Source organism: Thioalkalivibrio sp. ALD1, from assembly GCF_000381245.1.
Lineage (GTDB): Bacteria > Pseudomonadota > Gammaproteobacteria > Ectothiorhodospirales > Ectothiorhodospiraceae > Thioalkalivibrio.
This window is the reverse complement of sequence record NZ_KB906241.1, coordinates 732,501-748,190: the sequence shown is the minus strand read 5'-3', so window position 1 is coordinate 748,190 and position 15,690 is coordinate 732,501. Positions and strand designations below refer to the sequence as shown.

At 63.4% G+C, this 15,690-nt stretch carries 15 protein-coding genes and 2 rRNA genes (1 of these 17 cut by a window edge); 7 read left to right on the top strand and 10 right to left on the bottom strand.

The features are described from left to right. Window positions 1-470: 470 nt before the first annotated feature. From F623_RS0103560 to F623_RS0103545, 4 genes are all read right to left on the bottom strand, one after another. The gene (locus F623_RS0103560) at window positions 471-1,076 is read right to left on the bottom strand and encodes a DUF3501 family protein (protein ID WP_018868062.1); all 606 of its coding nucleotides are present in this window, start codon (window positions 1,074-1,076) and stop codon (window positions 471-473) included. Window positions 1,077-1,116: 40 nt separating this feature from the next. Then, window positions 1,117-1,419, bottom strand: a complete 303-nt coding sequence (locus tag F623_RS0103555) for an encapsulin-associated ferritin-like protein (RefSeq protein WP_018860675.1) — start codon at window positions 1,417-1,419, stop codon at window positions 1,117-1,119. Window positions 1,420-1,484: 65 nt separating this feature from the next. Next, window positions 1,485-2,837: a heterodisulfide reductase-related iron-sulfur binding cluster gene (locus F623_RS0103550; RefSeq protein ID WP_018860676.1), complete on the bottom strand. Its 1,353-nt coding sequence runs from the start codon at window positions 2,835-2,837 to the stop codon at window positions 1,485-1,487. A gap of 157 nt (window positions 2,838-2,994) precedes the next feature. Next, entirely contained in the window at window positions 2,995-3,414 is a 420-nt protein-coding gene (locus F623_RS0103545; RefSeq protein WP_018860677.1) for a rubrerythrin family protein, read from the bottom strand. Window positions 3,415-3,677: 263 nt separating this feature from the next. Between F623_RS0103545 and F623_RS0103540 the strand changes: the two genes are divergently transcribed. Genes F623_RS0103540 through queD form a run of 4 tightly spaced genes read left to right on the top strand, consistent with a single transcriptional unit; the run spans window position 3,678 to window position 7,196 of the window. Then, window positions 3,678-3,950, top strand: a complete 273-nt coding sequence (locus tag F623_RS0103540) for an exodeoxyribonuclease VII small subunit (protein ID WP_018860678.1) — start codon at window positions 3,678-3,680, stop codon at window positions 3,948-3,950. A 9-nt stretch (window positions 3,951-3,959) separates the two neighbouring features. Further along, window positions 3,960-4,853 carry a (2E,6E)-farnesyl diphosphate synthase gene (gene ispA, locus F623_RS0103535; protein ID WP_018860679.1) on the top strand — a complete coding sequence of 298 codons (894 nt, stop codon included), beginning with the start codon at window positions 3,960-3,962 and terminating at the stop codon, window positions 4,851-4,853. 12 nt (window positions 4,854-4,865) lie between these two features. Continuing rightward, window positions 4,866-6,767, top strand: a complete 1,902-nt coding sequence (gene dxs / locus F623_RS0103530) for a 1-deoxy-D-xylulose-5-phosphate synthase (protein ID WP_018860680.1) — start codon at window positions 4,866-4,868, stop codon at window positions 6,765-6,767. 45 nt (window positions 6,768-6,812) lie between these two features. After that, window positions 6,813-7,196 carry a 6-carboxytetrahydropterin synthase QueD gene (gene queD, locus F623_RS0103525; protein WP_018860681.1) on the top strand — a complete coding sequence of 128 codons (384 nt, stop codon included), beginning with the start codon at window positions 6,813-6,815 and terminating at the stop codon, window positions 7,194-7,196. A gap of 44 nt (window positions 7,197-7,240) precedes the next feature. Here queD and F623_RS0103520 read toward each other — a convergent pair whose 3' ends face one another. From F623_RS0103520 to F623_RS0103510, 3 genes are all read right to left on the bottom strand, one after another. Continuing rightward, window positions 7,241-8,659, bottom strand: a complete 1,419-nt coding sequence (locus F623_RS0103520; RefSeq protein WP_018868063.1) for a PhoH family protein — start codon at window positions 8,657-8,659, stop codon at window positions 7,241-7,243. An 82-nt stretch (window positions 8,660-8,741) separates the two neighbouring features. Continuing rightward, entirely contained in the window at window positions 8,742-9,218 is a 477-nt protein-coding gene (locus F623_RS0103515; protein WP_018868064.1) for a peroxiredoxin, read from the bottom strand. Window positions 9,219-9,266: 48 nt separating this feature from the next. After that, window positions 9,267-9,821, bottom strand: a complete 555-nt coding sequence (locus F623_RS0103510; RefSeq protein ID WP_018860683.1) for a glycine cleavage system protein R — start codon at window positions 9,819-9,821, stop codon at window positions 9,267-9,269. A 219-nt stretch (window positions 9,822-10,040) separates the two neighbouring features. Here F623_RS0103510 and dapA point away from each other — a divergent pair, with 219 nt between their 5' ends. From dapA to F623_RS12800, 3 genes are all read left to right on the top strand, one after another. Beyond that, the gene (dapA, locus tag F623_RS0103505) at window positions 10,041-10,919 is read left to right on the top strand and encodes a 4-hydroxy-tetrahydrodipicolinate synthase (protein ID WP_018860684.1); all 879 of its coding nucleotides are present in this window, start codon (window positions 10,041-10,043) and stop codon (window positions 10,917-10,919) included. 8 nt (window positions 10,920-10,927) lie between these two features. After that, entirely contained in the window at window positions 10,928-12,094 is a 1,167-nt protein-coding gene (gene bamC, locus F623_RS0103500) for an outer membrane protein assembly factor BamC (RefSeq protein WP_038040153.1), read from the top strand. 157 nt (window positions 12,095-12,251) lie between these two features. Next, entirely contained in the window at window positions 12,252-12,968 is a 717-nt protein-coding gene (locus F623_RS12800) for an MBL fold metallo-hydrolase (RefSeq protein WP_038040150.1), read from the top strand. Between the two features lie 36 nt (window positions 12,969-13,004). Here the strand turns inward: F623_RS12800 and F623_RS0103485 are convergent, their stop codons facing one another. The 3 genes from F623_RS0103485 to F623_RS0103475 all read right to left on the bottom strand — a co-directional run. After that, window positions 13,005-13,217, bottom strand: coding sequence for a hypothetical protein (locus tag F623_RS0103485; protein WP_018860688.1), 213 nt, complete (start codon window positions 13,215-13,217; stop codon window positions 13,005-13,007). A gap of 116 nt (window positions 13,218-13,333) precedes the next feature. Beyond that, window positions 13,334-13,449, bottom strand: a 5S ribosomal RNA gene (gene rrf, locus F623_RS0103480). Window positions 13,450-13,568: 119 nt separating this feature from the next. Further along, window positions 13,569-15,690 (bottom strand): 23S ribosomal RNA (locus F623_RS0103475); it runs 758 nt beyond the window's last position.

Here is a 15,690-nt window from a genome sequence, read left to right as displayed (position 1 = left end):
GGCCGCAGGCCGCGCGTGCCGAAGATGTCCGAAGACCTAGCCTCCATCTACAAGCAAAATCGCCGGGACAGCTGCTGTCTTGACCTTCACCCCCCGTTGTCGTCGCGCCGAGTGGAGAGGGTTTTCGCGGGAAGAGAGGCGCTGACTGTCTGAGCGGAGCCGAAGGCGTAGCGAGTTTCAGCGCCGCCCGCGAAAACCCTCGGAGCGAGGGAAACCCCGGCCCGCACAGCGGGCCGGGGTCGCGGCAGTCGGGCGTGTTTCTTGGGTACTTCTTTGCACGAGCAAAGAAGCCCGTTTTTGATCAACAACTGGCGCGGCGCGCTCGCGAGTGAGCGCATGGCAGGCGGTGGACCGAAGCCACCGTAAACACCGGATGCCGAACCAGGGCCAGCCACAACCGCCACCGGCGTGAACCGGAAACGAAAAAGGCGCCCGGAGGCGCCTTTGGTGAAGCGGGCAAGAAGGCCGCGTCAGTTGACGGTATCGAAGTCGGACGCGAGAGACTCGCGCGTGCCCTCGGAGACGGCGTCCAGCCGGTGGCTGTAGTTCTCGTGCTCCACTCCCATGGCAATGGCCGCACCGGATTTCGCGGCGGAGACCATCTCCGGGGTCAGCTCGAAGCGCAGGAAATGCACCGAGGAGGTCTTGTCGTCGGTTTCCCGATCCAGGTCCTCGTTCGCAATCGGGTAGACCTTGTCGTGGCCTTCGACCTGCACATAGGTCTTGAGCTCGATCCCGATCAGCTTGGACAGCTGCACCTTGCGCTCGTCCACGTCCGGGTACTCGACCATCATGGTCGCCTTCCAGTTGGAACCGTCCGGGATCAGCGGGTTGTAGGCGTCCAGCTCGTCCTGGATGCCTTCGGAATCGAAGATCTTCTCGACCCGCAGCATCTCCTGGATCTGGTACTGCATGGTCTTGCGATCCTCGAAGTGCAGGGTCACGGCCGGGCCCACCTGCACCACGCGGTTGCGCTTGTGCTGCATGACCTCGTTGCGAAACTGGGGCCGCACCTCGTGGTACTTCTCCAGCGAATACAGGTCTTCTCGACTCAGTTTGTCCACACTTGCCTCCATCTCGATACCTCCGTCACGTCGGCATGGTCCGCGGGACCACTCAGTGATCGTGGTGCCCCATCTGCGTGTAGTCCTTGTCGGACCAGAGGTTGTCTTTCAGTTCGTGGTCGAACACCGGGTTATGGCGCCGAATCCATTCCAGCACCATTGCCGCGTGCTCGATCTCCTCGTCGCGGTTGTGCGCGAGGATCGCCTTGAGTTCTTCGTTCTTGCAGGCGTCGATGCGCTGCTGGTACCAGTCCACCGCCTCGAGTTCTTCCATCAGCGAGACGATGGCGCGATGCATCTCGCGCGACTCGTCGCTCAGTTCCTCGACGGGTTCGTGGTAGCTGTCACTGGCCATGTCTTGTCTCCATCCGCGATCGCCCCGGCGGGCGCACGTCGTGTTCTGTTGGCAAACAACCGGCGCTACAGGCCGTAGGCCTGACGCAGCAGGGTCAGCGGGTGCTCGGGCGCCTTGTCCTCACCCTTGCCCTGCAGTCCGTTCTCGATCATGTGCCCGGCCATCGGGCAGTCACTCGAGTAGTGATCGGACTCGGCCTTCTGCACCCGGTTCACTACCGGACGGCAAATCTTGGCCGCAGTCTCGTAGAACTCGCTCTTCACACCGTAGGTGCCGTCATGCCCGGAGCAGCGTTCGATCACGTCGATCTCGGTATCCGGCACGAGCTTTAGCAGGTCGCGGGTCTTGAGCCCCATGTTCTGCACCCTCAGGTGGCAGGCGGCGTGGTAGGCAATCTTGCCGAGCCTGTCGGGGAAGTCGGTATTGAGCTTGCCGTCCTTGTGCCGCTCCATCAGGTATTCGAACGGGTCGAAGATGCGATCGCGCACCGCAATCACGTCGGCTTCTTCCGGGAACATCAGCGGCAGTTCCTGCTTGAACATCAGCACGCAGGACGGGACCGGCGCGACGATGTCATAGCCCTGGTCGATCATGCGCTTCATCGCCGGGATGTTGGCCTCCTTGGAGGCCTCCACCGACTTCAGGTCACCCAGCTCCAGCTTGGGCATGCCGCAGCACTGTTCCTTGTCGACCAGTGTGACCTCGATGCCGTTGTGCTCGAAGACTTTGACCAGGTCCTCGACCAGGTGCGGTTCGTTGTAGTTGCCGTAGCAGGTCGCATAGAGGGCGACCTTGCCCTGGGTGGCGCCGGCCGGCTCGGGGTTGCTGACACCCTTCGCGGCCTTCGCGAGGCGCGAGCGCCCCTTTTTCGAGTGGTATTCGGGGACCGGGGCATCCGGGTGCACGCCCATGGTCTTGTCGAGTACTTTCCGCACGGCACCGTTCTTGTTTGCGGCATTGACCGCGCCGGCGACCACCGGGATGCCCGCCAGCTTGCCGACGGTGTCGGTGCTGGACATCAGCTTGTGCGAAGTCTTCGCACCCTCGTTCTGGAAACGGAAGGCCTTGGCCCGCAGCATCAGGTGCGGGAAATCCACGTTCCATTCATGCGGGGGAACGTAGGGGCACTTGGTCAGGTAGCACAGGTCGCACAGGTAGCAGTGATCGACCACTTTCCAGAAGTCCTGCTTGTCGACCCCGTCGACCTCCATCGTCTCGGACTCGTCGACCAGATCGAACAGCGTGGGGAAGGAATTGCAGAGGCTGACGCAGCGCCGGCACCCGTGACAGATATCAAAGACCCGCTCCAACTCGGAGAACAACGATTCCTCGTCGTAGAACTCGGGATTCTTCCAGTCCAGCGGATGGCGGGTCGGTGCTTCCAGGCTTCCTTCACGTTGGTGCGTCGGCGCAGACATGCATCCCTCCGGTATCCGTATCAGTGACGATGCTTCGAGGGAAACACGGAACAACATGCGAACGCAGCCGCGGGGCTGACTTCACAGGCTGTTCCGTACCTCCCGGAAAAGCGGGACCGGCCAGGGCCGGCCCCGCGTACTACAGCCGGGAAATGACTTAGTCGTCCAGCTGGTCCAGCGCCTTCTGGAAGCGGTTGGCGTGGGAACGCTCCGCCTTGGCCAGGGTCTCGAACCAGTCGGCGACTTCATCGAAGCCCTCGTCTCGGGCCGTCTTGGCCATGCCCGGGTACATGTCGGTGTACTCGTGGGTCTCGCCGGCAACGGCGGTCTTCAGGTTCGCGGAAGTGGAACCGAATTCCAGGCCGGTGGCCGGATCGCCGCAGCTCTCGAGGTACTCGAGATGGCCGTGGGCGTGGCCGGTTTCACCTTCGGCGGTGGAACGGAACACGGTCGCGACGTCGTTGTAGCCTTCGACGTCCGCCTTGGAAGCGAAGTACAGGTAACGACGGTTGGCCATCGATTCGCCGGCAAAGGCCTCCTTGAGGGCTTCTTCGGTCTTGCTACCTTTCAGTTCCATGGGTCTCTCCTCTTGCTGGTTGGGATCCACACACCATTGCGACCGTTGTGCGGATCAGGAATTTAGACTTTGTCTAAACCACTTGAGAACTCTAGTCAGCACCCGGTCGCATGTCAACCGATTGCCCCGCTGAGCGTGGGGGCACGGTCACGAAACACAAGCCCCCGGTCGCCCGGCTGCTTTCCTCGACGCGGCGGATCGGATACTTTCTCACCTTTTGGCCCCCGTGATCCAATAAGAATCCAACACAGTAATCCGACACCATGACCGACCCGTCCACCGACAGCCCCGCCGAGTTCGAAGCCAGCCTGGAGGCCCTGGAGGCCCTGGTCGCGCGAATGGAATCCGGCGAACTGGGCCTGGAACAGTCTCTGGAGGAATTCCAGCGCGGCATGGAACTGGTCGGCCGCTGCCAGAAGGCGCTGGACGACGCCCAGGCCCGCATCGAGAAACTCGCCAGCACGCCTTCTTCGGAGGGCGCCGCGACCGGGGGCGCCCCCGACACCCCGACCGACCCCGACGACGTCCCCTTTTAGGCCTCCGCCGTGAGCATCCCAGATCCATCCGAGGCGCTGAAGGCCTATCAGCGTCGTATCGAGACCGTACTCGACCAGCGTCTCGCGCCCGACGCCGCGCCCGACACGCGACTGATCGAGGCCATGCGCTATGCCACGCTTTCCGGCGGCAAGCGCCTGCGCCCAGTCCTGGTATACGCGGCCGGGGCCACCTGCAGTGCCCCGGATGAAGTGCTCGATGCGATGGCAGCGGCCGTGGAGATGGTCCACGTCTATTCGCTGATCCATGACGACCTGCCGGCGATGGACAACGACGACCTGCGCCGTGGCCGGCCCACCTGCCACCGCGCGTTCGACGAAGCCACGGCCATCCTTGCCGGGGATGCGCTGCAGGCCTGCGCCTTCGAGATTATGACCGCTGGCGTACGCGCGCTGCCGGGCCAGGCTAGCCTGGACGCCCTGGCCGAGCTCGCCCATGCCGCGGGCCTGCACGGCATGGCGGGGGGGCAGGCCATCGACCTCGGCGCCTGCGGCAAGCCGATCGATCTGGCGGAACTGGAGCGCATGCACCGGCTCAAGACCGGCGCCCTGATCCGCGTGTCGGTACGCCTGGGCGCGATCGCCGGTGGCGTCTCGGAGGACAGCCTCGGCCACCTGACCCGCTACGCCGAGTGCATTGGCCTGGCCTTCCAGATCCGCGATGACGTACTCGACGTGGAGGGCGACCCGGAGGTGCTCGGCAAGGCCTGCGGCGCGGATGCCCGGCTGGACAAGGCGACCTTCCCCTCGCTGCAGGGCCTGGAGGCCTCGCGCGAACGCGCGGTGTCCCTGGTCGACGAGGCACTGGCCGAGCTGCAACCCTTTGGCCAGGAGGCGGACTTGCTTCGCTTCCTCGCGCGGTACATCGTCGACCGCATGAACTGATACGGCCCGATCATGACCCCCACCCCCCTGCTGGATGCAATCGAATGGCCCGCCGACCTGCGGGCACACCCGGCCTCGGAGCTTCCCGGGCTGGCTGGCGAATTGCGCCAGTTCCTGATCGAGAGCGTCTCGCGTACGGGCGGGCACCTGGCCGCCAACCTGGGCACGGTGGAGTTGGCGATCGCGCTGCACTACGCGTTCAACACGCCGGACGACCGCATTGTCTGGGATGTCGGCCACCAGGCCTACGCGCACAAGATCCTGACCGGGCGGCGGGCCGGCATGGCCAGCCTGCGCCAGCACGGCGGACTGGCCGGCTTCCCCAAGCGCGCGGAAAGCGAATACGACGCCTTCGGGGCCGGGCACTCCAGTACCTCGATCAGCGCGGCCGCCGGGATGGCTCTGGCCGCCAAGCACGCGGGACTGGACCGTCGCCATGTGGCGGTGATCGGCGACGGGGCGATGACCGCGGGCATGGCCTTCGAGGCGCTCAACCACATCGGCGATCTCGACTGCAATCTGCTGGTCATCCTGAACGACAACGACATGTCGATCTCGCCCAACGTCGGCGCGATGAACCAGTATTTCACCCGCCTGCTGTCCGGACGCATCTACAGCTCGGTGCGTGAGGGCTCCAAGCGCATGCTGGAGTTCGTCCCGCCGGTCAAGGCCTTTGCCGAACGCGCCGAGGAACACATGAAGGGCATGCTCGTGCCCGGCACGCTGTTCGAGGAGTTGGGCTTTCGCTACTTCGGGCCGGTGGACGGACACGACGTAAACAGCCTGGTATCGATCCTGAAGAACCTGCGCGGCGGTCACGGTCCGCAACTGCTGCATGTGGTCACGCGCAAGGGTCAGGGCTATGCCCCGGCCGAGGAAGACCCCTGCCGCTACCACGGGGTCTCCAAGTTCGAGCCGGAAAACGGCCTGAAGCCCTCCGGCCCGAAGGCACCGACCTATACCGACATCTTCAGTCAGTGGCTTTGCGACCAGGCCGCGGCCGACGAACGCCTGCTGGGCATTACCCCGGCGATGCGCGAGGGCTCCGGCCTGGTCGCCTTCTCCGAACAGTTCCCGGAACGCTACTTCGATGTCGGCATCGCCGAGCAGCACGCGGTCACGCTGGCCGCCGGCATGGCCTGCGAGAGGCAGAAGCCCGTCGTCGCCATCTACTCGACTTTCCTGCAGCGGGCGATGGACCAGGTGATCCACGACGTCGCCCTGCAGAACCTCCCGGTGCTGTTCGCGGTGGATCGTGCAGGGATTGTCGGCGCCGATGGCCCGACCCATGCCGGCACCTTCGATACCGCGTTGCTGCGCAGCGTCCCCAATATGCTGCTGATGGCCCCGGCCAACGAGCGCGAGTGCCGCCAGATGCTGTCCACTGGTTACGCGTACGAGGGCCCGGCGGCGGTGCGCTATCCGCGCGGGGGCGGCCCCGGCGTCTTGCCGGAAGGGGGCAGTGACGACCTGGAGACCCTGCCCATCGGACGCGCCGAGGTCGTGCGCGAGGGACGGGGCCTGGCGATCCTCAGTTTCGGTGCACTGCTGGAAACCGCCCTGGCCGCCGGCGAGGCGCTGGATGCGACCGTGGTGAACATGCGCTATATCAAGCCGCTCGACACCGACCTGCTGGCGCGGCTGGCCGCCAGCCACGAAGGCTTCGTGACGCTCGAGGATCATGCCCGTGCGGGCGGCGCGGGCAGCGCGGTGCTGGAATGGCTGTCCGCCGAAGGGCTAACCCTGCCCTGCCAGCTACTGGGCATCCCGGACGCCTTCACCGAACACGGCTCGCGCGAGCAGATCCTGGCCGACTGCGGCCTCGATACCGAGGGCGTGCTGGCCGCGATTCGCCACGCCTTTGGGCAGGAGAATTGCGCCCCCGACAGCGGACGGCTAGGCTTCGCGGGCTGAGTATCCTCGCGACCCTGTGATGGTCGCGCTAGCCGGAATCGATCCATGAGCGCCCGTTACACTCTTCGTGTCCTGACCGACTTTGCCTCCGCGCATACCCTGCGCGACTACCCGGGGCAGTGCGCGAATATGCACGGACACAACTGGAAGGTGGAGGCCGAGGTCCAGGCCGAGACCCTGGACGACGCCGGCATGGCGGTGGACTTCAAGGTGGTCAAGACCGCCGCGCGCGAGATCGCCGGGCAGCTGGACCACCGCTATCTGAACGACGTCCCGCCGTTCGACACGGTCAACCCGACCGCCGAGAACATCGCGCAGTGGTTCTTCCGTCAGATGGCGGAACGCCTGAACCGCCCGGGCCTGCGCATGCACTCGCTGACCCTGTGGGAGACCGACCGCGCCTGCGTACGCTACAGCGAGGACGGTTAGCTCCCCTCCCACGCCCCGTAATGCCGGGACGCCCCCAACAGCCTCTACAGGTGATTCGAGGCGTAGTCCGCCAGGCGCGAGCGCTCGCCGCGGGTTAGTGTGATGTGCCCGCTGTGGGTCCAGTTGCGGAAACGATCTACCACGTAGGTCAGGCCGGACGAGGTCTCGGTCAGGTACGGGGTGTCGATCTGCGCGATGTTGCCCAGCGCCACCACCTTGGTGCCCGGCCCGGCACGGGTGATGAGGGTCTTCATCTGCTTGGAGGTCAGGTTCTGCGCCTCGTCCAGGATGATGTAGCGGCTGAGGAAGGTGCGCCCGCGCATGAAGTTCAGCGAGCGGATCTTGATGCGGCTGGTCAGCACGTCGTTCGTAGCCGCCCGGCCCCAGTCGCCCGCGCCCTCGGACTTGGCCAGGACCTCGAGGTTGTCCATCAGCGCGCCCATCCAGGGGGTCATCTTCTCCTCCTCGGTCCCGGGAAGGAAGCCGATGTCTTCGCCCACCGGGACCGTGACCCGGGTCATAATGATCTCCTTGTAAGTGTTGTCCTCCAGCGTCTGCGCAAGCCCCGCGGCCAACGCCAGCAGGGTCTTGCCAGTACCGGCAGCCCCCAGCAGTGAGACGAAATCCACCTCCGGGTCCATCAGCAGGTTCAGGGCGTAGTTCTGCTCGCGGTTGCGGGCATTGATGCCCCAGACGCTGTGGCGCGGGGTCATGTAGTCGTCCACCAGCTCGATCACCGCGGACTCGTTCGGCTGGTCAATCTCCAGCACGATCGCGGACAGCGGGTTCTCGCCCTCGCGGTAGACGAACTGGTTGGGCTGCCACTCGGCCACCAGCGGACCGGTCACCCGGTAGTAGGTCCGGCCGGACTCCTGCCAGGAGTCCATCTTGGTCCCGTGGGTCTCCCAGAAATCCGCCGGCAGCTCGGTCATGCCGGAGAACAGCAGGCTGACGTCGTCCAGGACCTGGTCGTTGTAGTAGTCCTCCGCGTGCAGGCCGATCACCGCCGCCTTGATGCGCAGGTTGATGTCCTTGGAGACCAGCGTGACCGGGAGGTCCGACCACTCCGTCTTGAGTGCCTGTGCGGTGGCCAGGATGTCATTGTCCGGGGTCGAGCCGGGCAGCGAGTCCGGCAGGCGCGAAGTGAGATTGCGGGTCTGGAAGAACAACCGACCGGAGGGTGCAAGCGTGGACTCGCTGAGCGATTCGGCCTGTAGTGGCAACCCGGCGGCAATCTGCTCGTGGGTCGCGCCACTCATCAGCTCGTCGACAAAGCGCGAGACCTGGCGCACGTTGCGCGCGACCTCGGAGACCCCCTTCTTGCCACGGTCGAGTTCCTCGAGCACGACCATGGGCAGGAAGATGTCGTGTTCCTTGAAGCGGAACAGCGCGGTGGGGTCGTGCATCAGGACATTGGTGTCCAGGACAAACAGGCGTTTCGGGTCGTCCGGTGTTTCGCTCATGGCGCCTCCGCGGCCGGGGTGAGTCGAAAACAAATGGGTCGAACGTCTACTGCCAGTACTCTCGAAGAATTCGCGGGGCGCCTCACTTGCCGGCCATCTCGCGTACCGCGGCCAGGACCTCGTCCACATGCCCCGGCACTTTGACCTTGCGCCATTCCCGGCGCAGCACACCCTGCTCGTCGATCAGGAAGGTGGAGCGTTCGATGCCGCGCACCTGTTTGCCATACATGTTCTTCATCTTGATCACGTCGAACGCCTCGCACAACTGCTCGTCAGCGTCGCTTAGCAGGTCGAACGGCAGCTCCTGCTTGGCGCGGAAGTTATCGTGGCTTTTCACGCTGTCGCGCGAGACCCCGAGAATGACCGCACCGGCGGCGTCGAACGCAGCCTTGCTGGCGGCGAAGTCGCGGCTTTCGTTGGTGCAGCCCGGCGTGCTGTCCTTCGGGTAGAAATAGAGCACCACGATCTTGCCGCGAAAATCACCCGGGCCCAGCGTCTGCTCGCCGGTGGCGGGCACGCGCAGGTCTTCGGGAACGGTCTGGTCAATGGCGATCGTCATCAGGTGTCACTCCGTGTCGAGGTTGGGCCGGACGGCACCGGATCGGAATCAGGCCTTGATCGGATCCAACACGCCGTCCAGGTTCAGTTCGTCGCAAAAATCCATAAATTCCCCGCGCAGGCTGGCCAGGTGCTGGCCCGCCGGGATATCCACCACCATGTTGGCGGCGAACATGCGTGCGCCCGTGTGCTGGGCGGTATAGACACGCGTCTGCACATCGCGCAGGTTCACGCCACGGCTGGTGAAAAAATCGGCCAGGGCATTGACCAGCCCCGGGGCGTCCAGCGCGACCACGTCTACCGCATAGGCCATCGCGGGATGACTGGATTCATCCAGCGGGCCACGGCGTACCGTCACCACAAGATCCAGCTCGGCTTCCAGGCGTTCGAGGCGGGATTCCAGCGTAGCGAGAGTCTTCCAGTTGCCACTGGCGCTCAGGGCCATGCAGCAGTAACCGTCGAGGGTAGTGATGCGACTGGATTCCAGGTTGCAGCCCGTATCGACAATCACGCGGGTGACGCCAGCCACCAGACCCGGCTGGTCGGGCCCGATCAGATTGAGAACCAGGTGGGTGTGCGAACCGGCCCCGACAACGTCAGCCATGCCGGCCTCGGGAACGCATGGCGCAGCGGGGCGGCCACTGGCCTGGGATAACGCTGGGCGGGTTGGATGCGTCTGCGGGCATGATGGCTGGGAACATACCACCTCGCCACCGCGGCGCCAACGGTGGCCCTGTGCCTCAACGCGGCGTCTGCGCGCGGCTTCTTGAACGCCTTGTCGCGCGCCCGTTAGACTGCACCATTACCGTCGCTGGAGGAGTCGATGTTTCAAGGCAGCATGGTCGCACTGGCGACCCCGATGCACGCGGACGGCAGTCTCGACTGGCCGGCGCTTGATCGGCTCCTCGAATTCCACATCGAGGCCGGCACCGACGCCATCGTGGCAGTCGGCACCACCGGCGAATCCGCCACCCTCGATTTCGACGAACACTGCGAAGCGATAGCCCATACGGTCAACACCGTGGGCGGTCGTCTGCCGGTGATCGCCGGCACTGGTGCGAACTCCACGCGGGAGGCAATCGCACTGACGCGCTGCGCCCGGGATGCCGGCGCCGATGCCTGCCTGCTGGTTTCCCCGTATTACAACAAGCCCACACAGGAAGGCCTGTATCTGCACCACAAGGCCATTGCCGAGGCCGTGGACATCCCGCAGATCCTCTATAACGTCCCGGGACGCACGGCCGTCGACATGCTTCCCGAAACCGTAGAACGACTGGCCCACATTCCGAATATCGTCGGCATCAAGGAAGCGACCGGCAGCAACGAGCGTACCGCGGAGCTCGTCGAGCGTGTGGGCGGCCGCATTGATCTTTTCAGCGGCGAAGACGCCAACGGTCTGGCCTTCCTGCTGGCTGGTGGGCAGGGAGTGATCTCGGTGACCGCGAACGTCGCCCCGGCGCTGATGGCCCGCATGTGCCGCGCCGTGCGCGAGGATCGCGCAGACGAAGCGCGCGAGATCAATCGCCAGCTGGATGGTCTGCATTCGGCCCTGTTCCTCGAAGCCAATCCCATCCCGGTAAAATGGGCCTTGCAGCGCATGGGGATGATAGAGGAAGGTATCCGCCTGCCCCTGACACCCCTTTCCGAACCGTTCCATGCACCGGTACTGGACGCCCTGCGCCAGGCCGGCATTGAGGTCTGAGTCCGATCATGAAATCGCCTTTCAAGCCCTATCACTCCGCCGCGCGCGCCACCCTCGCGATCGCTACGGGTCTCGCCGTCGCTGGTTGCGGAGGCTGGGGCGGTGACCGCCAGTCTGGCCCGGAGTACGAAATGAGCCGCCAGATGGAGGACCTGGAAGTCCCGCCTGACCTGATCGCGCCGGACACCGAACGCGCCTACCGCCTGCCCGATGACCCGGGCGGCCGCATCAGTGCCCGCGACATGCAACAGGACACGGCCCAACGCCAGCAGCAGCCCGCGCAGGCCCAGCCCGGCGCCCCGACCCGCACCGTCCAGGTGCTCCCGGAATCCGCCGAAGTACAGTTGATGCGTGACGGCGGGACGCGCTGGCTCCAGGTCGATGGCGATCCCGACGAGATCTGGGATCGGCTGGTCGCCTTCTGGGACAGCCAGAACCTGCGGCTGGAACGCAACGAGCCCCAGGTGGGCGTGATGCAAACCGAGTGGGCGGAGGACCGCGCCGGGATCCCGCTTCGCGGCACCCAGAACATCTTTGCCCGTGCTCTGGGCAACGTGTACGACGCCAACACCCGCGACCAGTACCGCATGCGCGTCGAACGCGATAACGGACGATCGGAGATCTACATTACGCACCGCGGCGCCGAAGAGCAGGCCGAGGGCCAGTCCTGGCGCTGGGCCATGCGCCCTTCGGATCCGGAACTGGAAGCCGAGATGCTGAACCGGTTGCTCGTATACCTCACCACCGGGGATCCGGGTGAAGGGGGTACACGCGTCGCCGAAACCCTCGTTGATCGCCCGACAGAGCTGCAACTCACGGAACATGATGGCTCGCCCGCTCTGCTGCTGGGCGGCGAATACGACCGCGTGTGGCGCCAGCTCGGTACATTCCTCGACCGCGCCGGACTGCTGGTCGACGAGCAGGATCGCCAGGCCGGAATCTACGAGGTGACCTACCGTCCCGGCATGACCGGCGAACGCGAAGAGCGCGGCTTCTTCAGCCGCGTGTTCGGACGTGGTGGAGACCGCCGCGAAAACGAACGCTACCAGATCCGCCTGCAGGACCGAGGCGATGGTGACCTGCTGATCGAGGCACGTGACCTTGAGGGTGACCGACTGAGTGATCGCGACGCCGAGTTCGTCCTCGAGCGCATCCAGACACAGATGCAGCGCTAGCAAGTCCGGGGTATGCCCGTCCCTGTGTCCCCTGCGCCAATGGCCCGGGGGACACAGGGACATCTGCGAACCCGGCAACATCGCCAAGCAATCACCTTCGGAGCAACCCGTGATCCGATTCTGTTCACTTGGCAGCGGGAGTGGCGGCAACGCGCTCGTGGTCGAAATAGGCTCTACCCGCCTTCTGGTGGACTGCGGCTTCTCGGTACAGGAAATTGAACGCCGCCTCGCACGCCAAGGACTCGCCGCCTCCGATCTCGACGGCGTATTCGTCACCCACGAACACGGCGACCACCTCGGCTCCGCACCAGCCCTCTCGCGCCGCTACGGCCTGCGCGTCTACGCTTCCGCAGGCACCCGCCTCGCGGCGCGCGACAGTGGGTTCGCCCATTTCGAGCCGATCCAGCCTGACCTCCCAGTAGAGGTCGATGATGCCCTGGTCATCCCCTACACAGTCCCGCACGACGCGCGCGAACCCACCCAGTTCGTCTTTTCCGACGGCGCCTCGCGCCTCGTCTTGATGACCGATGCGGGGCATATCTCCCCGCACATGATCGAGATCGCCTCCGGCGCCCAAGCTCTGCTTCTGGAGTGCAACCACTGCCCCGAGTTGCTCGCATCCGGCCGCTACCCCCCGAAACTCAAGCGCCGCATAGGAGATGGTTACGGCCATTTGCCCAACCGCGATGCAACTCGCCTACTCCAGCGTGCCGACACGAGTCGGCTCGCACACCTGATCGGAATGCACTTGTCGACCGACAATAACCGGCCCGAGCTCGCGGAACGGGCGCTGTGCGACGGTGTAGGGGCCGGTCGGGACGAGATCGAGATTGCGTCACAGGAAACAGGCTTCGACTGGCGCTCCATCCCCTAGGCACCGGACGCCCGTGGGACGAAATTCCGTGTATCCCTAACGGCGCGATTCCCGCAGGAAATAGATCCCGCCCGCAATAAACGCGATCCCGATAATCGTCGCAATTGGCCCACCAAACCCGGATCCCTCGCGTGGTGCAATGGGCGTAAAAGCGACCTCGCCCCCAAGCACCGCATAGAGGCCGATCCCGATCAGGACTAGTCCGACTGCGACCAGCCCGCCATCCGTTCGTTTCTTGCCTCGAGCCATAACCCAATCCGTTTCAGCCATTTCCCGCACCTTATGCGCCGGCCACCGACCCGCATGCGCCATCTCCCCATAAAAAAAGCCCGGCCCCCAAAACGGGAGCCGGGCTTCGGATTAATGCCTGGCGGTGACCTACTCTCACATGGGGAGGCCCCACACTACCATCGGCGCAGAGCAGTTTCACTTCCGAGTTCGGGATGGGATCGGGTGGTTCCTACTCGCTATTGCCGCCAGACAAACTGGCCAGATCACCCAGCGCGAACGCTGCGTCATCTGAATTCGGAATGCATTCTAGGTGATGTGTACAACAGTGATGTGTCAGTCGAGACCAACCATCAACACCTTGGGTGTTATATGGTCAAGCCGCACGGGCAATTAGTACTGGTTAGCTGCACGCGTTACCGCGCTTCCACACCCAGCCTATCAACGTTGTAGTCTTCAACGGCCCTACAGGGACCTCGAGGGTCCAGGGAGATCTCATCTTCAGGTGGGTTTCCCGCTTAGATGCTTTCAGCGGTTATCCCTTCCGCACATAGCTACCCGGCAATGCCACTGGCGTGACAACCGGAACACCAGAGGTGCGTCCATCCCGGTCCTCTCGTACTAAGGACAGATCCTGTCAAATCTCCGACGCCCACGGCAGATAGGGACCGAACTGTCTCACGACGTTCTAAACCCAGCTCGCGTACCACTTTAAATGGCGAACAGCCATACCCTTGGGACCTGCTTCAGCCCCAGGATGTGATGAGCCGACATCGAGGTGCCAAACACTGCCGTCGATATGGACTCTTGGGCAGTATCAGCCTGTTATCCCCGGAGTACCTTTTATCCGTTGAGCGATGGCCCTTCCATACAGAACCACCGGATCACTAAGACCTGCTTTCGCACCTGCTCGACGTGTCTGTCTCGCAGTTAAGCACCCTTTTGCCTTTGCACTCGTCGCGCGATTTCCGACCGCGCTGAGGGTACCTTCGCACTCCTCCGTTACTCTTTGGGAGGAGACCGCCCCAGTCAAACTACCCACCACACACGGTCCCCGACCTGGATGACAGGCCTGGGTTAGAACTCCAAAATTGCCAGGGTGGTATTTCAAGGTTGGCTCCACTAAGACTAGCGTCTCAGCTTCAAAGCCTCCCACCTATCCTACACAAACAATTTCAAAATTCAGTGTGAAGCTGTAGTAAAGGTTCACGGGGTCTTTCCGTCTAGCCGCGGGTACACAGCATCTTCACTGCGATTTCAATTTCACTGAGTCTCGGGTGGAGACAGCGCCGCCATCGTTACGCCATTCGTGCAGGTCGGAACTTACCCGACAAGGAATTTCGCTACCTTAGGACCGTTATAGTTACGGCCGCCGTTTACCGGGGCTTCGATCAAGGGCTTCGCCGAAGCTAACCCCATCAATTAACCTTCCGGCACCGGGCAGGCGTCACACCCTATACGTCCTCTTTCGAGTTTGCAGAGTGCTGTGTTTTTAATAAACAGTCGCAGCGGCCTGGTCTCTGCGACCTCGACCAGCTCAGGGAGCAAGTCCCATCACCAGCCAAGGCGTACCTTCTCCCGAAGTTACGGTACCATTTTGCCTAGTTCCTTCACCCGAGTTCTCTCAAGCGCCTTGGGATTCTCACCCTGCCCACCTGTGTCGGTTTCGGGTACGGTCCCGCGTTAACTGAAGCTTAGAGGATTTTCCTGGAAGCAGGGCATCAGTCACTTCGCTCCCGTAGGAGCTCGTCATCGTATCTCAGGATTGTGTCCCCGGATTTGCCTAAGGACACTCCCTACATACTTAAACCGGACACCAACAGCCGGATGACCTAGCCTTCTCCGTCCCCCCATCGCATTAACGCGAGGTACAGGAATATTAACCTGTTTCCCATCGACTACGCATTTCTGCCTCGCCTTAGGGGCCGACTAACCCTGCGCCGATTAACGTTGCGCAGGAAACCTTGGGCTTTCGGCGGATGGGTTTTTCACCCATCTTATCGTTACTCATGTCAGCATTCGCACTTCTGATACCTCCAGCATGCCTCTCGACACACCTTCACAGGCGTACAGAACGCTCCTCTACCACTTGCAAAGCAAGTCCGCAGCTTCGGTACATGGCTTAAGCCCCGTTAAATCTTCCGCGCAGGCCGACTCGACCAGTGAGCTATTACGCTTTCTTTAAAGGATGGCTGCTTCTAAGCCAACCTCCTGGCTGTCTCTGCCTTCCCACATCGTTTCCCACTGAGCCATGATTTTGGGACCTTAGCTGGCGGTCTGGGTTGTTTCCCTTTCCACGACGGACGTTAGCACCCGCCGTGTGTCTCCCATGCTCGCACTTCCCGGTATTCGGAGTTTGCAATGGTTTGGTAAGTCGGGATGACCCCCTAGCCATAACAGTGCTCTACCCCCGGGAGTGATACATGAGGCGCTACCTAAATAGCTTTCGAGGAGAACCAGCTATCTCCGAGCTTGATTAGCCTTTCACTCCGAT

Excerpts from the sequence above, each read along its gene's own strand:
- F623_RS0103560 (WP_018868062.1), bottom strand. The coding sequence starts at position 1,076 with ATGGAGGCAAGTGTGGACAAACTGAGTCGAGAAGACCTGTATTCGCTG.
- F623_RS0103555 (WP_018860675.1), bottom strand. The coding sequence starts at position 1,419 with ATGGCCAGTGACAGCTACCACGAACCCGTCGAGGAACTGAGCGACGAG.
- F623_RS0103550 (WP_018860676.1), bottom strand. The coding sequence starts at position 2,837 with ATGTCTGCGCCGACGCACCAACGTGAAGGAAGCCTGGAAGCACCGACC.
- F623_RS0103545 (WP_018860677.1), bottom strand. The coding sequence starts at position 3,414 with ATGGAACTGAAAGGTAGCAAGACCGAAGAAGCCCTCAAGGAGGCCTTT.
- F623_RS0103540 (WP_018860678.1), top strand. The coding sequence starts at position 3,678 with ATGACCGACCCGTCCACCGACAGCCCCGCCGAGTTCGAAGCCAGCCTG.
- dxs (WP_018860680.1), top strand. The coding sequence starts at position 4,866 with ATGACCCCCACCCCCCTGCTGGATGCAATCGAATGGCCCGCCGACCTG.
- queD (WP_018860681.1), top strand. The coding sequence starts at position 6,813 with ATGAGCGCCCGTTACACTCTTCGTGTCCTGACCGACTTTGCCTCCGCG.
- F623_RS0103520 (WP_018868063.1), bottom strand. The coding sequence starts at position 8,659 with ATGAGCGAAACACCGGACGACCCGAAACGCCTGTTTGTCCTGGACACC.
- F623_RS0103515 (WP_018868064.1), bottom strand. The coding sequence starts at position 9,218 with ATGACGATCGCCATTGACCAGACCGTTCCCGAAGACCTGCGCGTGCCC.
- F623_RS0103510 (WP_018860683.1), bottom strand. The coding sequence starts at position 9,821 with ATGGCTGACGTTGTCGGGGCCGGTTCGCACACCCACCTGGTTCTCAAT.
- dapA (WP_018860684.1), top strand. The coding sequence starts at position 10,041 with ATGTTTCAAGGCAGCATGGTCGCACTGGCGACCCCGATGCACGCGGAC.
- bamC (WP_038040153.1), top strand. The coding sequence starts at position 10,928 with ATGAAATCGCCTTTCAAGCCCTATCACTCCGCCGCGCGCGCCACCCTC.
- F623_RS0103485 (WP_018860688.1), bottom strand. The coding sequence starts at position 13,217 with ATGGCTCGAGGCAAGAAACGAACGGATGGCGGGCTGGTCGCAGTCGGA.